Origin of the sequence: Clostridium malenominatum, from assembly GCF_039521365.1 — a bacterium.
In the GTDB taxonomy this organism is placed as follows: domain Bacteria; phylum Bacillota; class Clostridia; order Clostridiales; family Clostridiaceae; genus Clostridium_AW; species Clostridium_AW malenominatum.
This window is the reverse complement of record NZ_BAAACF010000001.1, coordinates 475826-495321: the sequence shown is the minus strand read 5'-3', so window position 1 is coordinate 495321 and position 19496 is coordinate 475826. Positions and strand designations below refer to the sequence as shown.

17 protein-coding genes and 1 other annotated feature are annotated in these 19496 nt (G+C 31.9%); of the genes, 3 read left to right on the top strand and 14 right to left on the bottom strand.

From position 1 onward, the window contains the following. Positions 1-24 precede the first annotated feature (24 nt). Positions 25-1185 (bottom strand): pyridoxal phosphate-dependent aminotransferase, encoded by a 1161-nt coding sequence (locus tag ABDZ69_RS02505; RefSeq protein ID WP_343766148.1) that lies wholly within the window; start codon positions 1183-1185, stop codon positions 25-27. An 85-nt stretch (positions 1186-1270) separates the two neighbouring features. Here ABDZ69_RS02505 and dapD point away from each other — a divergent pair, with 85 nt between their 5' ends. Beyond that, positions 1271-1978: a 2,3,4,5-tetrahydropyridine-2,6-dicarboxylate N-acetyltransferase gene (gene dapD / locus ABDZ69_RS02500; RefSeq protein WP_343766145.1), complete on the top strand. Its 708-nt coding sequence runs from the start codon at positions 1271-1273 to the stop codon at positions 1976-1978. Positions 1979-2038: 60 nt separating this feature from the next. Here the strand turns inward: dapD and ABDZ69_RS02495 are convergent, their stop codons facing one another. From ABDZ69_RS02495 to pdaB, 3 genes are all read right to left on the bottom strand, one after another. After that, complete coding sequence (locus ABDZ69_RS02495) at positions 2039-2752, bottom strand: single-stranded DNA-binding protein (RefSeq protein WP_343766142.1); 714 nt, start codon at positions 2750-2752, stop codon at positions 2039-2041. A gap of 74 nt (positions 2753-2826) precedes the next feature. Further along, positions 2827-3288 carry a hypothetical protein gene (locus ABDZ69_RS02490; protein ID WP_343766140.1) on the bottom strand — a complete coding sequence of 154 codons (462 nt, stop codon included), beginning with the start codon at positions 3286-3288 and terminating at the stop codon, positions 2827-2829. Positions 3289-3451: 163 nt separating this feature from the next. Next, positions 3452-4198, bottom strand: a complete 747-nt coding sequence (gene pdaB / locus ABDZ69_RS02485; protein ID WP_425544621.1) for a polysaccharide deacetylase family sporulation protein PdaB — start codon at positions 4196-4198, stop codon at positions 3452-3454. A 129-nt stretch (positions 4199-4327) separates the two neighbouring features. Here pdaB and ABDZ69_RS02480 point away from each other — a divergent pair, with 129 nt between their 5' ends. Beyond that, entirely contained in the window at positions 4328-4855 is a 528-nt protein-coding gene (locus ABDZ69_RS02480; protein WP_343766135.1) for a DUF4364 family protein, read from the top strand. On the opposite strand, the gene ABDZ69_RS02475 is transcribed toward ABDZ69_RS02480, so the two are convergent. Beyond that, entirely contained in the window at positions 4852-5736 is an 885-nt protein-coding gene (locus ABDZ69_RS02475) for a YncE family protein (protein WP_343766132.1), read from the bottom strand. The two genes, ABDZ69_RS02480 and ABDZ69_RS02475, sit on opposite strands and share 4 nt — an antisense overlap. A gap of 130 nt (positions 5737-5866) precedes the next feature. Between ABDZ69_RS02475 and ABDZ69_RS02470 the strand changes: the two genes are divergently transcribed. Then, positions 5867-6118 (top strand): TIGR03905 family TSCPD domain-containing protein, encoded by a 252-nt coding sequence (locus ABDZ69_RS02470; RefSeq protein ID WP_343766130.1) that lies wholly within the window; start codon positions 5867-5869, stop codon positions 6116-6118. A 168-nt stretch (positions 6119-6286) separates the two neighbouring features. Here ABDZ69_RS02470 and ABDZ69_RS02465 read toward each other — a convergent pair whose 3' ends face one another. From ABDZ69_RS02465 to ABDZ69_RS02425, 9 genes are all read right to left on the bottom strand, one after another. After that, complete coding sequence (locus ABDZ69_RS02465) at positions 6287-7579, bottom strand: bifunctional folylpolyglutamate synthase/dihydrofolate synthase (RefSeq protein WP_343766128.1); 1293 nt, start codon at positions 7577-7579, stop codon at positions 6287-6289. Positions 7580-7648: 69 nt separating this feature from the next. Continuing rightward, the gene (locus ABDZ69_RS02460) at positions 7649-10291 is read right to left on the bottom strand and encodes a valine--tRNA ligase (RefSeq protein ID WP_343766126.1); all 2643 of its coding nucleotides are present in this window, start codon (positions 10289-10291) and stop codon (positions 7649-7651) included. Positions 10292-10342: 51 nt separating this feature from the next. Then, positions 10343-10553: a binding site (T-box leader), on the bottom strand. 74 nt (positions 10554-10627) lie between these two features. Next, the gene (locus ABDZ69_RS02455) at positions 10628-11245 is read right to left on the bottom strand and encodes a cyclodeaminase/cyclohydrolase family protein (protein ID WP_343766124.1); all 618 of its coding nucleotides are present in this window, start codon (positions 11243-11245) and stop codon (positions 10628-10630) included. Between the two features lie 24 nt (positions 11246-11269). Then, entirely contained in the window at positions 11270-12952 is a 1683-nt protein-coding gene (locus tag ABDZ69_RS02450) for a formate--tetrahydrofolate ligase (protein WP_343766122.1), read from the bottom strand. A 41-nt stretch (positions 12953-12993) separates the two neighbouring features. Continuing rightward, positions 12994-13887, bottom strand: coding sequence for a glutamate formimidoyltransferase (ftcD, locus tag ABDZ69_RS02445; RefSeq protein WP_343766120.1), 894 nt, complete (start codon positions 13885-13887; stop codon positions 12994-12996). A 121-nt stretch (positions 13888-14008) separates the two neighbouring features. Further along, complete coding sequence (gene gltS / locus ABDZ69_RS02440) at positions 14009-15235, bottom strand: sodium/glutamate symporter (RefSeq protein ID WP_343766118.1); 1227 nt, start codon at positions 15233-15235, stop codon at positions 14009-14011. 157 nt (positions 15236-15392) lie between these two features. Then, complete coding sequence (hutH, locus tag ABDZ69_RS02435; RefSeq protein ID WP_343766116.1) at positions 15393-16937, bottom strand: histidine ammonia-lyase; 1545 nt, start codon at positions 16935-16937, stop codon at positions 15393-15395. A gap of 61 nt (positions 16938-16998) precedes the next feature. After that, complete coding sequence (locus tag ABDZ69_RS02430; RefSeq protein ID WP_343766113.1) at positions 16999-18300, bottom strand: Na+/H+ antiporter family protein; 1302 nt, start codon at positions 18298-18300, stop codon at positions 16999-17001. 18 nt (positions 18301-18318) lie between these two features. Continuing rightward, entirely contained in the window at positions 18319-19170 is an 852-nt protein-coding gene (locus ABDZ69_RS02425) for a histidine racemase CntK family protein (RefSeq protein WP_486187723.1), read from the bottom strand. Between the last annotated feature and the right edge of the window lie 326 nt (positions 19171-19496).

Genomic DNA, 19496 nt, shown 5'->3' with positions numbered 1-19496 from the left:
ACTAACTAAAAAACTAAACATCTATTATCCTAAAAACCTTGCTTTTATAAACTTCTCAATCCTATCCAAAGCTTCCTGAAGTTCCTCCATACTATAAGCATAGGATATCCTTACAAAGCCTTCTCCTCCTGCTCCAAAAGCAGACCCTGGCACTACCGCTACACCACCTTCTTTTAGTAACTTAAAGGCAAATTCCTCGCTACTTAAGTTGTATTTTTTAATAGAAGGAAATATATAAAAAGCTCCTTGGGGCAAGTTTACTTCAAATCCTAATTCTCTCAATCTCTTATATACATAATTTCTTCTTCTTTTAAATTCTTCTTTCATGTGTAGAGTATCCTTTAATGAACTTCTAAATCCTCTTGCAAGTGCCCACTGTACTATTGAGGGAGCACAACTAGTATTATATTGGTGAACTTTAACTATATGTTTCATATATCGTTCAATTGAGCAAACATATCCAACTCTAAGCCCTGTCATGGAAAACATTTTAGAGAATCCGCTAATTAATATAACTTTATCTTTTATTTCTTTGCATTGACAAATAGAATAATATTTTTCCTCAAAACACAAAGAACTATATATTTCATCACTGATAACAACTATATCATTATTCTTTATTATATGAAAAAGTTTTTCTCTTTCCTCTTTGGTTAATATAGCTCCAGTTGGATTAGATGGAAAAGATAAAACTAATATCTTTGGATTTTCTTTTTCAACCAATCTTTCAATCTCTTCTACTCTTAAACTAAAATCTTCATTTAAGTGGTAAAATATAGGAATAGCACCTGTAAGCTTTGTAAGACTCTCATAAGCTGGATAAGCAATCCTAGGTATTAAAACTTTATCATTAGGATTTAGTAGAGATATAAATACATTAAAAAGCCCTTCACTACCTCCAACTGTTAAACATATCTCTTCTGGATTATAATTTATATTTAAGTCACTTAAATATGCGCTTATTTCTTCTCTAAGCTCTATTAAACCCATATTAGAAGTATATCCTGTCTTGTTTTCTTCTATAGCTTTTATTAATTCCTCTTTTATTTTTTGAGGAACAGGAAAATCCGGCTGACCTAAAGTCAGTGATATGGCCTCTTGATAGTTTGCAACCTCATTAAAAAACTTTCTAATTCCTGATATTTCAATATTTTTAATATAATTTGATATAAAAGTATCATTCATATACATAATCACCTCTCTATTATGGTATTATTATAATAATTATATATTACTTTTTATATACATTAAGTATGGAAGGAGGATTTCTATGGATTATAACTTAAATGACCCTTATGAATTAGCAGCATACATAAAAAACACCAGTAAATCAACTCCAATAAAGGCATATATAAGTGGCCATTTAAATGGATTAGATTTTGAGAATATGGACGTTTACGGAGAAAATGAATTCTTTATAATTTTTGGAGAGAAGAATGTTCTACTAAATTTTATAGATAAACATAAAGATAAAATTACTAAATACAAACTAGAATACGACAGACGAAATTCTGCTATACCTTTAATGGATATTATAAATCTACAGGCTAGAATTGAACCTGGCGCTATAATAAGAGATAAAGTTAAAATAGGTAACCATGCAGTTATTATGATGGGCGCAGTTATTAATATAGGAGCAGAAATAGGAGATTATACTATGGTGGATATGAATGCTGTAGTAGGGGCTAGAGGTAAATTAGGTAATAGAGTTCATCTAGGCGCCGGTGCTGTAATTGCCGGTGTATTAGAACCTCCTAGCAAAGACCCCTGTGTTATTGAAGATAATGTTATGATTGGTGCCAACGCAGTAATACTAGAAGGAGTTAGAATTGGCGAAGGAGCAGTAGTAGCGGCAGGTTCCGTGGTTACTGAAGACGTCCCCCCTAGGGTAGTAGTGGCTGGTGCCCCTGCTAGGATAATTAAAGATGTTGATAAAAAAACCCAAGATAAAACTAAATTGTTAGATGACTTAAGATAGCAGAAGGCTATTCCTAAAGCTGGAATAGCCTTCTTAATATTTTATTAATTTATGATTTCTTTAAAAATTTTCTGCAAGTTCCATACTTTCTTCCATATCTTCCGTTCCTTCAAAGTCTTCCATATATTCTATTTCTTTTGCCAAGCTGTTTTTATCGTCAGATATTCTCTCCATTTTTGATATGGACACTTCATAAGCAATTTTCTTTATCACTTCATCCTCTGAAACCTTCTTTTGATATTCTCTACTCTGTAATCTTCCCCAGATTCTAATATTATCTCCTACTGTCAATTCTTCACAAAATCTTGCATTTCTTCCCCATGCTATGGTTGGAATGTAGTCAGATTTATTATAAGCTCTGTTTACTGCAAGTAGTATGTCTGCGATCTCTCTTCCAAAGGGAGTTGTCCTATAAACGGGTGACTTACATATAAATCCATTAAGTAATATCTGATTTGGATTCTTACTTCTTTCAATACAATAATCGATAGTTCTAGCAAATACCGTCAGTATTAGCCTATTGGAACCTTCTACAAATTTATTATAGGATCTAAGTTGTCCCTCAATTACAACCTCCGTTCCAACTTTTAGTTCCATACTTCCAATTAACCTTTCAGATATGGTTACAAATAAACTATCTTTAGCTTCGCTTAATCTTTGAACCTCAACATAAAATGTATAGAAGCCCTCTCCATACATTTCGTGGCTAAATTCTAGTTCAGAACTTACTACTCCTTCCAAGTAAATTTTATTATTTTGCAATAAATTGTCCATTTTAACCCCTCTTTCCCTTAGTGTCTTAAATACTTTTACAACATATTATTATTCACGGAAAATCTAAAATATACTTATTTTTTGTAAATTTTCTCAATATTAACCCCTTCTATTAACCCTACCGTAATAGAAACCATAAAAGCATATAGTTCATAGTTGTCTTTAAAGCTTTTAGTTATTGGTATTTCCCCAGGAACAACATCCTCTGTAATATATCTTTGAACACAATAAACAAAACTGCCCTTATCTTCAGCCATACTAGATAAAGTTACAGTATTTTTATTCCCTAACCCATAGGTTATTAAATTTCCTCTAAATAAAATATTATCAATCTCCATATCCATGTTGACTAAAATATAATTTCCCTTTAGTTCTTCAGCTATTTCACTCATATTGTTTACTATTATATAATCATAAGTAAAGTTCTGAGACATTTCTTTGTATTCAATGGATAAATTAATATCTAACAGATTAAAATTTTTATTAAGAAAACCTATAAACTCTTCGTTATTATGGATTACAAAAGCTTTTTTCATAATATCCATCACTCCCGTTTTATTCTTAATAAGTATTTTAAACAGGAGTTAAATTTTTATACTTAATTATACTTTTATGCATATCATCACCGTCCTTTATCTTTTGTAAATAGAACTGCCTTACTTATATTTCCATTATAGTATACATATAGAATAGCTTCAACTATTGTTTTACCTGTCTTCCTTCATGATTAATATGGAAATTTTCTTTGTAAATCAAATTTCCAACAGTTTCAAACTCATACCCTTTGGACTTTAAATCTTCAATTATTCTAGGCAAAGTTTTAGGCGTATATTTTCCATCATTATGAAATAACAATATGGAGCCTGGTTTTGTATTTTTCATAACTCTATCATATTCTTTTTCTTCCCCTTCAGCTTTCCAATCTATACTATCTACATCCCACTGTATACAATAATATCCTAGCGAGTTAACTGCCTCTACTGAAAAATCATTATATGATCCACTAGGAAATCTAAAGAGTTTTGTACTTTTTCCTGTGACCTTAAGAATCTTGCCATCAGTTATACTAAGCTCATGAATTATTTTTTCTTTAGTAATTTTGGTCATATCAGGATGAGTATTAGAATGATTTCCAATTTCATGACCTCTCTTCGCTATTTCCTCCACCTCTTTCGGAAAATCTTCAATCCAATTTCCTATTAAAAAGAAGGTGGCCTTAACGTTATACTTATCTAATATATCTAAAATTTTAATAGTATTGTTATCTCCCCAATTTACATCAAAAGTTATTGATACTTTTTTTTCCTCTATTCCTACTGAATAGATTGGTAGCTTTTTATTTTTGTTTAAAAACACGCCTTTATTATCTAGAAATAAGGATGCTATCATGCTAATTACTAATAAACAAATAGCAATAACAACTTTTTTAATTACTTTACTATTCAATTCCAATACCTCCATATTATATTACCTAAGGTTTTATATGCTTCATCCTTTATAAAATATTACTATTTTATTTTTTTTAATAAATTTATGTTATAATTAAAAGGATGAATTTATTATGGAGGAATAACGATGTTTAACGATACTTTAGATTTAGCAGAAAATAAACTTCTTCTATTGTATATATTTGATAAAATAAAACTTCCCATAACAAATAACCAAGTAACTCAAATTATTTTAGAAAATAATTTTATAAATTATTTTACATTGCAGCAGTATTTATCAGAACTAGTTTCTTCCAATTTTCTAAAATATAACAAGGTCGAACATAAACAAAGATTAGAAATTACAGAAAGAGGCTCAAAGGTACTTACTCTTTTTAGTAATAGACTTTCTCAAAACAAGCTAGATATAATTAACGATTATTTAGAAAAAGAAATTAATAACATCAAAAAAGAAGTTACAATACTGTCAGATTATACAATAGAAGACAATAACAAATATATTGTTAATTTAAAGGCTTTAGAAAATGATGAGCTTTTAATAGATATTAAACTTACCCTTTCTTCTAACACCGAGGCTAGGGATATCTGCAACAAATGGAAAAATCATTCCTCTGAGCTTTATAAAGAGATTTTTAATTTATTAAAGAAAGCTTAAACTAATATCATACCTGTAGGTTCACCACCTATCGGTATGCTTTTTTTGCTTTCACTCTCTATATGAGTTTTAATCAATAAATTATTATAATTATCTCCTACGTATATATAATCTCCAATTTTAATTATTCCTCTTGGCATTCCACCTAAATTAATTTTCTTAGTTTCTTCATAATAGCAAATGTCAATTATACTAATGGTTCCATCTCCAAAATTTGATACATAGCAATATTCTCCTTCTAAAAACATGTCCACTGGAGAATTACCAGCAGCAATCCTATATAACAGTTTATAAGTTTTAGCTGATAATATAGATATACCACCCTTAAAATCAGAACCTAAATTACTTTCACATACGATAATGTGTTGACCATCATTACTAAAAATTGCTTTAGTTGGATAAGATCCAACTTTAATATTTTTAAAGTTCTCTCTGTTTTCACAATCTATTAAAGTTACAGTATCATTTTCCATATTGCTTATTATTAATAATTTTTTTTCTTTATTTAGCGCTATGCTATGAGGTAGATTGCCACAAGGTATTTCTTCTACTAGCTTATTTTTCTTTAGATCAAAGACAATAACACTATTTAATTCACCACATATTATAAAAGCGTAATCATTATAAACTACTGCATCATTACAATGAGCTCCAATAAAAAAGCTTTCTATTTCCCTATTTTCTTTTATATCTATTATTGAAAGGCTATTACCATAACTATTAGCAACTAGCAACCTTTCATTGTATCTACATATTCCATGAGGGCCTATTTTCCCAAAATTTATTGGTGCAAGGGTTATCTTACTTTCTTCTCTAAAATTTTGTAAATTAACCTTAGAAATACAGTCCGATGACGTATTACAGATATATAAACTATTCATTGTATTCCCCTCCTCACAGATATAATATGTAGCTATAGCAATATTTGAGATAAATATCTTTTAACTATTGTATAATAACGAAAATTTATTATATAATTTATAAGATATAGGTTTATAAGGAGGCGTTGTAATGTATACTTACCAAACATCTGGAGTGTGTGCTAGAAAAATAAATTTTGATATTAAGGATGATAAAATAATAAATGTTGAATTTGTAGGGGGCTGTAATGGCAATCTTAAGGGTATATCAAGCTTAATAGAAGGAATGAATGTCCAAGAGGTTATAAGCCGTTTAAAAGGACTTACCTGCGGAGGAAGAAGCACTTCTTGTCCAGATCAATTAGTTAAAGCAATATTGGAGAAATTAGAAGACAAGCTTTAGAGAGTATTTTAGATTCTTAGTTGAATAGTTTATGAAGAAATTTCTTTGTAGAAGTTTTCTAGATAATAAAAAGCCCCTATGCACTGCAGCATGGGGCTTTTGCTATTGAAATTCACTAAAGGAATTTCCTCATTAACTAAAAATCTAGGACACTACTAAACTATTCAACTAAGAAAATTGTCTAACAATTTTCCTCATATCACCAATCATATACAAAGAACCACATACCAATACCATATCGTCTTTGCCACAATAAGATAAAGCTTTAACATAAGCTTCTTTATAATCTTCTATTTTTTCGTAACTATTATTGTATTTTTTAATTATTTCTCCTAATTTTTCTGCATTTTCCGCTCTATAGCTATGAGGGGTTATTGCTATTACCTTATGCGCTAAAGGAGTGATAGTTTTTATCATTTCTTCTACTTGCTTATCTGCAAGTATACCTATTATTAATATAAGATTATTGTATTTAAAATACTTCTTTACATTTTCACTTAATTTATTAATTCCATCTATATTATGGGCACCATCTAGAAGTACCATAGGATTATTTTGTATTATTTCCATTCTTCCTGCCCACTTTACTTTTTTTAATCCTTCTTTAATGTGTTCTTCTTTTATTTGTACTCCTTGATGTTGTAATTGTTCAATAGTGTTTAAAACCACAGCGGAATTTAATATTTGGTGTACTCCTAATAAGGATAGTTGAACATTATACTCTTTCTCTTCTGTAGTTATTATAAATTTTTGATATTTTACATTATATAGGTTTTCAACCTCTTTTACGCAATATTTATCAACCTTTATTAAAAAACTGTCTTTTCCACTGCATATATCTCGTATTACATTTTCTGCTTCCTCTTCTTGAGGATACAGAACCACAGGTACACCTTCTTTAATAATTCCACCTTTTTCATAGGCGATTTTCTCCAAAGTGTCTCCTAATATGCCCATATGGTCAAAGCTTATAGAAGTGATCACTGAAACTAAGGGAGTGATTACATTAGTGGAATCCATTCTTCCACCAAGACCCACTTCTATCACTGCGTAATCAATTTTTTCTTCATAGTAATATAAAAACATAGCACAGGTTATAATTTCAAATTCTGTTGGACTCCCCCATTCCTCAATGATTTTTTCTACCGCTACAAAAACTTTAGTTATAACAGAAGATAATCTATCTTTAGGAATATTCTCTCCATTTATTTGTATTCTTTCTTCAAATTCTTCTAAATATGGAGAAGTATACATACCTACTTTATATCCACTTTCTATTAGTATTTGAGAAATCATAGCCGTAGTAGAACCTTTTCCGTTGGTACCTGCAACATGTATACATTTTAATTCCTTATGAGGATTCCCTAATAGCTCTAGAATTGTTTCTACTCTTTTAGTACCTGCATTATTACCATACTTAGAGGTATTTTCAATATATTCTATAGCCTGTTCGTAATTCATAATATATCTCCCTTCTAAACCAATAAGGGGCAGTTAACACTCTTATGCTTGCTGCCCCTTATCCTTAATTTATTTCAAACTATTTATTCTTTCCAAAACCGAACTTAGCATTTCTTTATATTTTTCGCCTTTAGCCTTTTCTTCTTCAATAACAGACTCTGGAGCCTTCTTTACAAAACCTTCATTGGAAAGCTTATTTTCTACTCTTTCTATTTCTTTTTCTAGCTTTTCTTTTTCCTTGTTTAATCTTTCTAATTCCTTTTCTAAATCGATTAAATCTAAAAGTGGCATATACATTTCAGCACCCTTGGTAACTGCAGTTACAGCATTTTCAGGAGCTTCTGTTTTTGAATTTAAGAAAGTTACTTCGCTAGCTGAAGCCAACTTTTCAAAATAAACTTTTCCGCTTTCAAAAGCTTCTTTTCCTTCTACAGCATAAATCATAACCTTAGCTTTTCTTGAAGGTGGAACATTCATTTCTACCCTAACATTTCTAAGAGCTTTTATAGCTTCTATTATTAGGTTCATATCTTTTTCCACTGCTTCATCCTTTTGGTCTTCGCTATATTCTGGCCATTTGGATATAGTAATGGTCTTTTCTTCTTCTTGAAGATGAGTAAATATTTCTTCAGTTATATAAGGCATTACTGGGTGCAATAGCTTCAATCCGGTAATTAAAACCTTTGATAATACATTTAAAACTATTCCCTTAGCCTTTTCATCTTCTCCATATAAAGCAGGTTTAACCAATTCTATATACCAGTCACAGAATTCATTCCACATAAAATCATAAACCTTTTGGGAAGCTAATCCTATTTCATATTTTTCGATGTTATCTGTAACTTCCTTAACTAAAGTATTAGCCCTTGACAAGATCCATTTATCCGCTATTGAATAATCTGTTGAATCCTTATACTTTTCCATTAAATCTTTGTCTAAATACATCATTACAAATCTTGATGCATTCCAAATCTTATTGGCAAAGTTTCTTGCAGCTTCAACTTTTTCTTCATAGAATCTTATATCATTTCCTGGAGCATTTCCAGTGATTAGCATAAATCTTAAAGCATCTGCCCCATATTTGTCTATAATATCTAATGGGTCAACTCCATTTCCAAGAGATTTAGACATTTTCTTACCATTGCTATCCCTTACTATACCGTGAATTAACACAGTTTTAAATGGAATATCCTTCATGCTATGAAGTCCTGAGAATATCATTCTAGCTACCCAGAAGAATATTATATCGTACCCTGTAACTAAAACATCTGTTGGATAGAAGTATTCTAAATCCTCAGTTTTATCCGGCCAACCCAAGGTTGAAAATGGCCATAGAGCTGAACTAAACCATGTATCTAATACGTCATTATCCTGCTCTAATTTATGGCTACCGCATTTTGTACATGTAGTTACTTCCTCCATAGAAGCCATCATTTCTCCACAGTCTTTACAATACCATACAGGTATTCTATGTCCCCACCATAACTGCCTTGAAATACACCAATCCTGAATATTTTCCATCCAGTTGAAATAGGTTTTATCAAATCTTTCCGGTACAAACTTAACTTCTTTACTCCTTACAACTTCAATGGCTGGCTTTGCAAGTTCTTCCATCTTTACATACCATTGTTTTGATATCATAGGCTCAATAATGGTTTCACATCTATCATGGCATCCTACATTGTGGCTGTGATCTTTAATATTTGCTAAAAAACCCTCTTCTTTTAAATCCTTTACAATGGCTTTTCTCGCTTCATATCTATCCATACCAGCATATTTTCCGCCCTGCTCATTTATTGTTCCATTTTCATTCATAACAATAAGTTCAGGAAGGTTATGTCTTTTCCCTACTTGATAGTCGTTAGGGTCATGAGCTGGAGTTATTTTTACTGCTCCTGTTCCAAATTCCATATCTACATAATCATCTGCTACTATTGGGATTTCTCTATTTACTAGTGGTAATAATAGCTTTTTCCCAACTAAATGAGCATATCTTTCATCCTTAGGGTTAACAGCTACTGCAGTATCTCCTAGCATTGTTTCTGGTCTTGTAGTAGCTATTTCTAGAAATTCATCGCTACCTATAACTGGGTACTTTATATGCCAAAAATGTCCTTCTCTTTCTTCGTATTCAATTTCAGCATCAGAAATTGCCGTCATACATTTTGGACACCAGTTAACAATTCTATTTCCTCTATAAATTAACCCTTCATTATATAGCTTTACAAATACGGCTCTAACCGCCTTATTTAAATTTTCATCCATAGTAAAGGCTTCTCTTGTAAAGTCACAAGAAACTCCCATCTTCTTTAATTGAGTTCTTATAGTTTCTCTGTATTTATCAGTCCATTCCCAAAGCTTTTCCATAAAAGCTTCTCTTCCCATTTCTTTTTTCTTTAAGCCTTGTTTCAAAAGTTCATTTTCAACCTTTACTTCCGTAGCAATACTTGCATGATCTTCTCCAGGTAGCCATAGAGCACTGTATCCTTGCATTCTCTTAACTCTTATCAAATAATCCTGTAAACTGTTATCTAATGCGTGACCTAAGTGCAATTGACCTGTTATATTTGGTGGTGGCATAACTATTGTATAAGGCTTTTTATTCTTATCTACCTTTGGAGTAAAATATTTTTCTTCTTCCCAAGTTTTATAAATTCTATCTTCAAATTCTTTAGGGTCATAAGTTTTTGCAATGGTTAAATTTTCATTCATGTATTATCTCCTCCTATATTTTCAAAAAATAAAAGCGCACTGTAATCCTAATAAAAGGACGACAGTGCGCGGTACCACCTTTTTTCCTGCAATCACAGGCTCTTAATAAATTTAACGATACTACAACCGTCTTTACCTACTACTATTTCAGTAAAGAAGCTCAAAAGCTACCTTCAAGGCAAATCATACAGAAAGTCTCACACCCAACGGACTTTCCTCTCTTAGAACTATTGACTCTACTCTTCTTTTTCAATGCTTTTGTTTATTTAATTATAATAATCTTTATTATAACCTAATTTAAAGAACTGTCAATAGCATAAGAGTTATATAGAATTATTAAAGATTAACTTTTGATAAAATATCTTTTTCTATAAGGTTAACTTTAGATTCTAATTCTTCAACTTCTTTTTTAACCTCATTTACAAAATCCATATCTTTTATAGATCCTAAATTAATTTTTACATTATATAGGGCTGATAATACAGCTGTTCTTGCTGACATAGCAGCTACAGCACCATCTGTTACAGCATTTTGGTTTCCTTTTAGAACTGCCTTTTCTGCCCAAGGTAATAAAGCGAAAGCATCCTTTGCTACATTTAAAGGAACATTAGCAGCTCCTTTGTAAGATAATTGAATAACCTTACTTCTCTCAGCTTTTTCTTCATCTGTATCCTTTGGCATTTTAAAAGCTGCCATAATTTTATTAAATGAATCTGAATCTTCATCTATATAGTTAACAAACTTTTCTTTATATGAAGCTGCAACTTTTTTAACTTCTTCCATTTCTTCTTGAACTTCTTCGTAGCCTTTTTTACCAAGTGTTAAATTAGCTACCATTTCAATAAGAGCTGCTGCTGAAGCTGCACTTAAAGCTGCAACACTTCCACCGCCTGGTGCTGGTGAATCAGAAGCTGTTTCATATATAAAATCTTTAACTGTCAAGTTTTTAAGCATTTAAAACTCCTCCTAGGTAGTATTTTAGAATAATCCAGTGATTACTCCATTTTCATCAACATCCATTTTTTCAGCTGCTGGAACCTTTGGAAGTCCTGGCATTATCATGATATTGCTTGTTTGGCAAATTATAAATCCTGCTCCCGCTGAAACTCTAACATCTTTTATAGTTATTTTAAAGTCTTTTGGTGCTCCCATTTTTGAAGCATCATCAGTAAAGGAGAATTGAGTCTTAGCCATACAAATTGGAAGCTTATCTAACCCTAATTCTTCTAGTTTCTTTATTTGTTTCATAGCGTTGTCTTCTACTATTACTCCATCTCCACCATAGATTTCTTTAACTATAGTATTCAATTTATTTAGTATAGTATCTTCCATTTCATATATTGGCTTGTAATTGGATTCGCCCTTTTCTAAAATAGCTACAACTTTTCTAGCCATTTCTTCTCCGCCTTCTCCACCTTTTGCCCAACATTCATTTAAGGATACTTCTACCCCTTCTTCTTTACATTTGTTTGTTAGCAATTCTATTTCAGCCTCTGTATCATTAACAAATCTATTTATTGCAACTAAAACAGGTAATCCAAACTTTCTCATGTTTTCAACTTGTTTTCTTAAATTTGCAAAACCTTTGTCTAATGCTTCTAAATTTTCTGTTCCGAGTTCAGTCTTTTTAACTCCACCGTGCATTTTTAACGCTTTAATTGTAGCAACTATAACTACAGCAGATGGTTTTAATCCACCATATCTACATTTTATATCTAAGAACTTTTCGGCACCTAGGTCAGCACCAAAGCCAGCTTCAGTAACTAAAATATCGCCTAATTTTAAAGCCAATTTAGTAGCTATTATGGAGTTACATCCATGAGCTATGTTTGCAAAAGGTCCTCCATGAATAAGCGCAGGAGTGTTTTCAAGAGTTTGAACTAAGTTTGGCTTGATAGCTTCTTTTAAAAGCATTGCCATAGCTCCATTAACCTTTAAATCCTTTGCAGTTATTGGATTACCATCTAAATCATAAGCAATTAATATCTTTCCTAATCTTTCTTTTAAATCCATCAAATCGTTTGAAAGACATAATATTGCCATAACTTCTGATGCAACGGTTATTGTAAAGCCGTCTTCTCTTAAGAATCCATTAGCCTTTCCACCCATTCCAACAACTACACTTCTTAAAGCTCTATCATTCATATCTAGAACTCTTTTCCAGATTATCTGTCTTGAGTCAATTCTTAAAGTATTTCCATGATTAATATGATTGTCAATAGCTGCTGATAATAAGTTATTTGCAGCAGTTATAGCATGCATATCACCAGTGAAATGTAAATTTATATCTTCCATTGGAACAACTTGAGAATATCCACCACCAGCTGCTCCACCCTTTACTCCAAATACTGGTCCTAAAGATGGCTCTCTTAGAGCTATTAATGCTTTCTTTCCTATTTTGTTTAAAGCCTGACCTAATCCAATAGTAGTTGTAGATTTTCCTTCTCCTGCTGGAGTTGGTGATATAGCTGTTACAAGTACTAACTTACCATCTTCTTTATCTTTTAATCTTTTAAATATATCTAGAGAAACTTTAGCTTTGTACTTTCCATACATCTCTAATTCATCATCTAATATCCCACATTGCTCAGCTATTTCTGTAATTGGCTTCATTTTAGCACATTGTGCTATTTCAATATCACTAGGTACCTTATTAATCATTTTTTCCACTCCTCTTTCTACATATAAATTTTAATTAATTGCTACTCTAACAATCTTTTTTCTAATATTTGATTTATGTCGAAATTTTCAATTTGTAGATAATATTCAGCGGCATCTAATAAAGCTTTCATTGGAACTGTTCCAATAACTTCACTTCCGAGTACTGGAACTCCATATCTTTGAGCTTCCATTTTTACCATTTCAAAAGCTCTATATACTGCAGTTTTTTCATAGTTAACTAAATTCATAGAAACTTGAACTATGTTTCTTTCTTCTAGCTTTAATCCAATTCCTTTAACAAATCTTAAGCCTCCACCAATGAATCTTATTTTTTTAGCTATGGCATCAGCTATTTCTAATCTATCTGTTCCAAGATTAACATTAAAAGCTACAAGTGCTACTCTAGCTCCTACTGCTGTACATCCACTCTTTGCATTCATTTCTTGTGGACCAAAGTCTGGAACCCATTCTTCTCCTTTAATTTTTTCGAAGAAGCCCTCATATTGTCCTTTTCTTACATCAGCAAGATTTTTTCTTTCAGGTTTTGAAGCTGCATCTTCATATAAATATACAGGTATACCTAAGCTTCCAACTACCTCTCCAACTTCCTTTGCTAATTGTATGCATTCTTCCATTGTTACATCTGATACAGGAGTAAATGGTATAACGTCTGTAGCTCCCATTCTTGGATGTCCTCCATGATGAGTTGTCATATCAATTAATTCTGTAGCTTTCTTAGTTAAGTTTATTACTGCTTCTTTTACGGAGTCAGGATTTCCTATCATAGTTACAACTGTTCTGTTATGGTCTTCATCTGGAAGATAGTCTAGCAACTTTACATTTTTTACTTTTCTAACTTCATCAACTATTTTTTCAATTACTTCCTTATTTCTACCTTCACTAAAATTTGGAACACATTCAACTAATTTCGCCATTATTCATCCTCCTATTAAACATATATTCTTATGTTTATTATTTCCTTGTTTCTATAATACTATTATACATATTCTCCATCAATAAAACGTCTAATATATAAATAATTCTAAATTTTAAAACTTATTTGAAGAAATTTATAAACCACACTATATTAGGAATACCTACCAAGTCTATTAAGAAGGCTCCAACAAGAGGTACTATTAAGAAGGCCTTTGTGGATGGACCGTATTTTTCTGTAACAGCCCCCATGTTAGCTATAGCATTTGGAGTAGCCCCTAAACCGTGACCCGCCATACCTGAAGCCATAACTGCTGCATCAAAATTCTTTCCTAATGTATTAAATACTATAAATATTGTAAACACTAGCATGAATGCTACTTGAGCAAATAAAACTACTAGCATTGGACCTGCAACTGCAGTAAGCTCCCAAAGTTTTAAAGTCATTAAAGCCATTGATAAGAAAGCACCTAATGAAACATCTCCCATTAAATCAATTGTATTAAAATCTAATTTGAAAGTCTTAGTTTTATCATTTATATTTCTAAATATAACTGCCGCAAACATAGCTCCAACATATCCTGGTAAAACCGTTCCTGTTTTTGCAATAAAATCACAAGCTATACTTCCCACTGTCATACAAACAAATATAATTGCCAAATGCTTTAAGAACCCTTGTGCAGTAATTTTGCTATCTGTAATTCCTGCTGCTTCCTTGTAGGATTCTTCTTCCATAGTCTCTTCTACTGCTGGTTTTAAATTATTTTTGTCTATTAAATATTTAGCAATAGGTCCTCCAATTAATCCTCCAGATATTAAGCCGAAGGTTGCTGCTGCTACCGCAACTGTAGTAGCCCCTGTAACTCCTAGAGCTTCAGCTGTTGGACCAAAGGCTGCAGCTGCGCCATGCCCACCTTCCATTGATACTGCTCCCATCATTACTCCTAGCATTGGATGTAATCCTACTACTTTTGCTACTGCAACACCAATAGCATTTTGTGCTACCGCTAAAAAGCTGCATAAAGCCCAATATATTAATAATAACTTTCCACCTTTTTTAACAAGAGCAAAACTTCCGCCTAGTCCTACAGTTGTAAAGAAAACAATCATAAAAGGTGATTGGAATGTAGTATCCATGCTTATTGTTATAATATTGCTTTGTTTTAGTATTAATGCCAATATTGAAAATGAAAGCCCTCCAATTACTGGTGCAGGAATACAAAATCTTTCGAAGAAAGCAACTTTTTTTCTTAAAAAACTACCTAAGAATAATAATAATAGTGCTAAAGTAAGAGTTGAAATCATGTTAACCTTTAGAGTTAATACACCTTTAATTGTTTCAATAGTCATAATTAAGTCCCCCTTATTTTTTATTTTAAATTATATATAGCATTTTTCATGCCAATAGCACATAAGCTGAACTTTCAATCTATTCTGACTAGATAGACAAAAATAACCCTGCAGATTTTGCCACCTAGGCATTTTCTGCAGGGTTATTTACATTAAATTAGTTTTCTAATTCTACTACTTTTTCAACTTCTTTTAAAATTCTTCCATTAGTAATTAATTCTGTAACTTTATCTAATTCTTTATACATTTCTATATCTGTATCATATTCCATAAAGCTTATTGCTTCTCTTACTACTCTATACGCTTCTGCTGTTCCCTTTCCTAACTTAAAGCCTTTGCCAGCTCTAAAATCTATAGCCTGGCAAGCTGCCATCAATTCTGTAGCCACTACTCTTGTAGCATTTTGGATTATATCTCTAGCTTTTCTTGCAGCTATAGTTCCCATACTTACTAAGTCTTCTTGGTTAGCTGAAGATGGTATAGAGTCTACAGATGCTGGATGAGCAAGTACCTTATTTTCGGATACTAAAGCTGCTGCTGCATATTGAGTAATCATAAATCCTGAATTTAATCCACCATGCTTAGCAAGGAAGGCTGGTAAATCATTTAATTGAGGATTTATTAATCTTTCAAGTCTTCTTTCTGACACGTTAGCAATTTCTGCAGCACCAATTCCTAAGAAATCGAATGGCTGTGCCATAGGTTCTCCATGGAAGTTACCACCGGAGATTACATCTCCTTCTCTAGTTATGATTGGATTATCTGTAACTGAATTAATTTCTATTTCCACTTTTGACTTTACATAATTAATGCTATCCTTACTAGCGCCATGAATCTGAGGCACACATCTTAAAGAATAAGCATCTTGCACTCTTAATTCACCTTGTCTTGTAACATAAGTACTACCTTCAACTAATTTCAATAAATTTCTAGCTGTAGCTAACTGTCCAGCATGAGCTCTTATTACATGAATTCTTTCATCAAATGCGTCTGTTATTCCTCTTAAAGCCTCTATAGTTAATGCAGCTGCTATATCACTAACTTTTAATAATTCTATAGCATCATAAACTGCTAGTGCTCCAGTTGATGTTAGTACTTGAGTACCATTTATTAGAGCTAAACCTTCTTTAGCATCTAATACAATTGTAGGAATTCCTGCCTTTTCCATAGCTTCTTTACCAGACATTACTTCTCCTTGGTATTCTGCTTCACCAAGTCCTAGCATTGGCAATACCATATGTGCAAGTGGTGCTAAATCTCCTGAAGCTCCTAATGATCCTTTTTCAGGAATTACTGGATGCACCCCTTTATTTAACATTTCTATTAAAGTATTTAAGGTTTCTAATTTTATTCCTGAATATCCTTTTGCTAATGCATTAGCTCTAGTAAGCATTATTGTTCTCACAATATCTGCAGAAAAAGCTGGACCGTATCCACAAGCATGTGATCTTATAAGGTTTTCCTGTAATGTATTACAATCTTCCTTTGATATACTTACATTACAGAACTCACCAAAGCCAGTGGTTACACCATAAACAACTTTTTCATTTTCTACAATATCATCAATTATCTTTCTTGATTCAAGAACACTTTTTATAGTATCTTCACTTAAGGAGATTTTGCAACCCTTTCTTGCTACATCAACTATCTCCTCTAAGCTTAAATCATTTCCTGTAATTATTATTTCTCTTATTTCTTTCATCGCTATTCCCCCTAAAGTATTTTTATTAGATACATTAATATCTTTTGTAATTTAAATAATTTTATCCTAACATTAGAGCTCCAACTACTCCTGCAATAAATAATGGTATATTGAAGAATGTAAATGTTGGAACGCAAGTATCCCAAATGTGATCATGCTGTCCGTCTACATTTAAACCTGATGTAGGTCCTAGTGTACTATCTGAAGCTGGTGAACCAGCATCTCCTAAAGCTCCTGCAACACCTATTAATAAAGCAATTGCCGCAGGACTAAAACCTAGTTTTACCGCTAGAGGACAATATATAGCTGCCAGGATTGGAATTGTTCCAAAGGAAGTTCCTATACCCATAGTAACTAATAGTCCAACTGCTAGCATTAAGAAAGCTCCTCCTAATTTTCCTCCTACCATTCCAGCTGTAACAGTTACCAATGCTTCAACAGCTCCAGTTTCTCTTAATACTTTTCCATAGCCAGCTGCTACTAACATTACAAAGGCTATGAATCCCATTAACTTCATTCCGCCATCCATCATTTCGTCTATATCCTTGAACTTTATTGCTCCAGTAGCCACCATGATAACTAAAGCTGCTAGGGCACCAAGTGGTAATGATCCAAACTTAATTTGAACTATAAATGCTATTGCTGCTGCTACAAGAGCCATGTACTGTTGAGTTCCCATTTTTAAATCTTCGCTATTTTCAAATTGATCTACTAATTTATCGCTATATTCTCTTGGTTTTCTATAAACTACAAGCACCGCTAATAGTAATCCTATTAACATGCTTAAACCTGCAATCCACATAACACCAGTTATTTCTGGAGTAGTTATTGGAACACCATTTTGAATCATTTGGTCTCTGATGATATTATGGAATATAAGTCCAAATCCAACGGATAAAGTAACGTAAGGAGCTTTAACAGAGAAAGTTAAGGCACAAGCCATAGCTCTTCTATCTAACTTCAGTTGATTCATTAAAGGAAGTAGTGGTGGTATTAAAATTGGAATAAATGCAATGTGCACTGGTATTAAGTTTTGTGAAAAACATCCTATAGCTGCAATTATTAATGTAAGTACAACAGCCTTTCCTTTGATAGATTTAGATATCTTTTTAGCAAGTATTGTTGCAAGTCCTGTTTTATTAATTGCAACTGCTAATGCACCTAGCAATATATAACTTAGTGCTGTTTCTGAGTTTCCACCCATTCCGCTAATAAGCACTGACATGGTTTCACCCATTGGCATGCCCGCTGTAAGTCCTGCTACTAAAGCTGATAATAATATAGCCAAGAGCACATTAACTTTTAGTAGACATAATGCTGCCATAATCAATACAGAAATAACTACTGGATTAAATAATAACATTTTAGTTCCCCCTTTGTATTATAATTTTATTAAATTATTAACATTTACTATACCTTCGGCAACGATTTCAACTGTGCCATTTATAGTAATGTTATTAATTACACCATTTAAATATTCAGTGGACACATGAATTTTTCCTCCTGGTTGTGATAAATCTATATTTATATCTTTTTTCTCTTTATCCGTTAAAACCGCTGCCACTGCACAGGAACCAGAACCGCAGCTTCTCTCCCAAAAGAGACTATCTATATTCTTTACATATACCAAAGGCTCTAAATAGTTATCTTCCTCATTATAAAACATAATTCCAAAAGCATCATACTCTTTGTAATTTAAATCTACTTCTTCTTTAATAATCTTAAAAAATTCATCCTTCTCTTTAATTTTTTTACTATCTACTACAAAGTGTAATATACCATGAAAATGAACTGCTTGAAGCTGATATTTTTCTCCTTTTTCTATTGTAATTTGATGAATTTTTGTGGGTATTGGCATGTCTACCTTAGAATAAAATATGCTTTCACTTTCAGTTTTTATTACTTCACATTCTAAAGTTTTCTCTGCCCCTGAGCATTCTACATTTACAATATACTTATCCTCGTTTTTCTTTACCGATGGATGTCCATTATAAACTAAAAATGCACCTAGAGATCTAGTAGCATTGCCACAAAACTCTCCTCCCATCATCTCTAATCTAACTACTTCTGAATCTTTCGAAGAAGATGTAATAAATCCAACCTGCTCTCCATATAGATTTCCATATTCCATAAGTTTTTTCGAAATTTTCTCATAATTTTTTTTAGCAATAGGATCAACTACAAATATAGTCATATTTTCTACAGGATTTACTTTAACAAAACGAAGCTTAATATTAATCTCCTCCTTTTCAAAGTATGATTTGTAATGATTAAATTATACCACATTTTCGTCAAAAATGTGTCTATTATGAATGTTAATAATGACTAAATTTCAAAATTATTTTTTTATTGAAAATATAAAATAATTCAAAAATATTCTACTTTCGACAATCCCCCATCTGAAACCCTCTATTTACAATAACATTTTTTTATCAAATCGTCAATAAAACGTCTATTTTAAATTCTAATTATATTATATGAAAATATTTCCATATAATATTCCTCTAACGCGCTTACGCTTATCTTTCATTTTTATCACTATTCAGAATTATCACACTA

Excerpts from the sequence above, each read along its gene's own strand:
- ABDZ69_RS02505 (WP_343766148.1), bottom strand. The coding sequence starts at position 1,185 with ATGAATGATACTTTTATATCAAATTATATTAAAAATATTGAAATATCA.
- dapD (WP_343766145.1), top strand. The coding sequence starts at position 1,271 with ATGGATTATAACTTAAATGACCCTTATGAATTAGCAGCATACATAAAA.
- ABDZ69_RS02495 (WP_343766142.1), bottom strand. The coding sequence starts at position 2,752 with ATGGACAATTTATTGCAAAATAATAAAATTTACTTGGAAGGAGTAGTA.
- ABDZ69_RS02490 (WP_343766140.1), bottom strand. The coding sequence starts at position 3,288 with ATGAAAAAAGCTTTTGTAATCCATAATAACGAAGAGTTTATAGGTTTT.
- ABDZ69_RS02480 (WP_343766135.1), top strand. The coding sequence starts at position 4,328 with ATGTTTAACGATACTTTAGATTTAGCAGAAAATAAACTTCTTCTATTG.
- ABDZ69_RS02475 (WP_343766132.1), bottom strand. The coding sequence starts at position 5,736 with ATGAATAGTTTATATATCTGTAATACGTCATCGGACTGTATTTCTAAG.
- ABDZ69_RS02470 (WP_343766130.1), top strand. The coding sequence starts at position 5,867 with ATGTATACTTACCAAACATCTGGAGTGTGTGCTAGAAAAATAAATTTT.
- ABDZ69_RS02465 (WP_343766128.1), bottom strand. The coding sequence starts at position 7,579 with ATGAATTACGAACAGGCTATAGAATATATTGAAAATACCTCTAAGTAT.
- ABDZ69_RS02460 (WP_343766126.1), bottom strand. The coding sequence starts at position 10,291 with ATGAATGAAAATTTAACCATTGCAAAAACTTATGACCCTAAAGAATTT.
- ABDZ69_RS02455 (WP_343766124.1), bottom strand. The coding sequence starts at position 11,245 with ATGCTTAAAAACTTGACAGTTAAAGATTTTATATATGAAACAGCTTCT.
- ABDZ69_RS02450 (WP_343766122.1), bottom strand. The coding sequence starts at position 12,952 with ATGATTAATAAGGTACCTAGTGATATTGAAATAGCACAATGTGCTAAA.
- ftcD (WP_343766120.1), bottom strand. The coding sequence starts at position 13,887 with ATGGCGAAATTAGTTGAATGTGTTCCAAATTTTAGTGAAGGTAGAAAT.
- gltS (WP_343766118.1), bottom strand. The coding sequence starts at position 15,235 with ATGACTATTGAAACAATTAAAGGTGTATTAACTCTAAAGGTTAACATG.
- hutH (WP_343766116.1), bottom strand. The coding sequence starts at position 16,937 with ATGAAAGAAATAAGAGAAATAATAATTACAGGAAATGATTTAAGCTTA.
- ABDZ69_RS02430 (WP_343766113.1), bottom strand. The coding sequence starts at position 18,300 with ATGTTATTATTTAATCCAGTAGTTATTTCTGTATTGATTATGGCAGCA.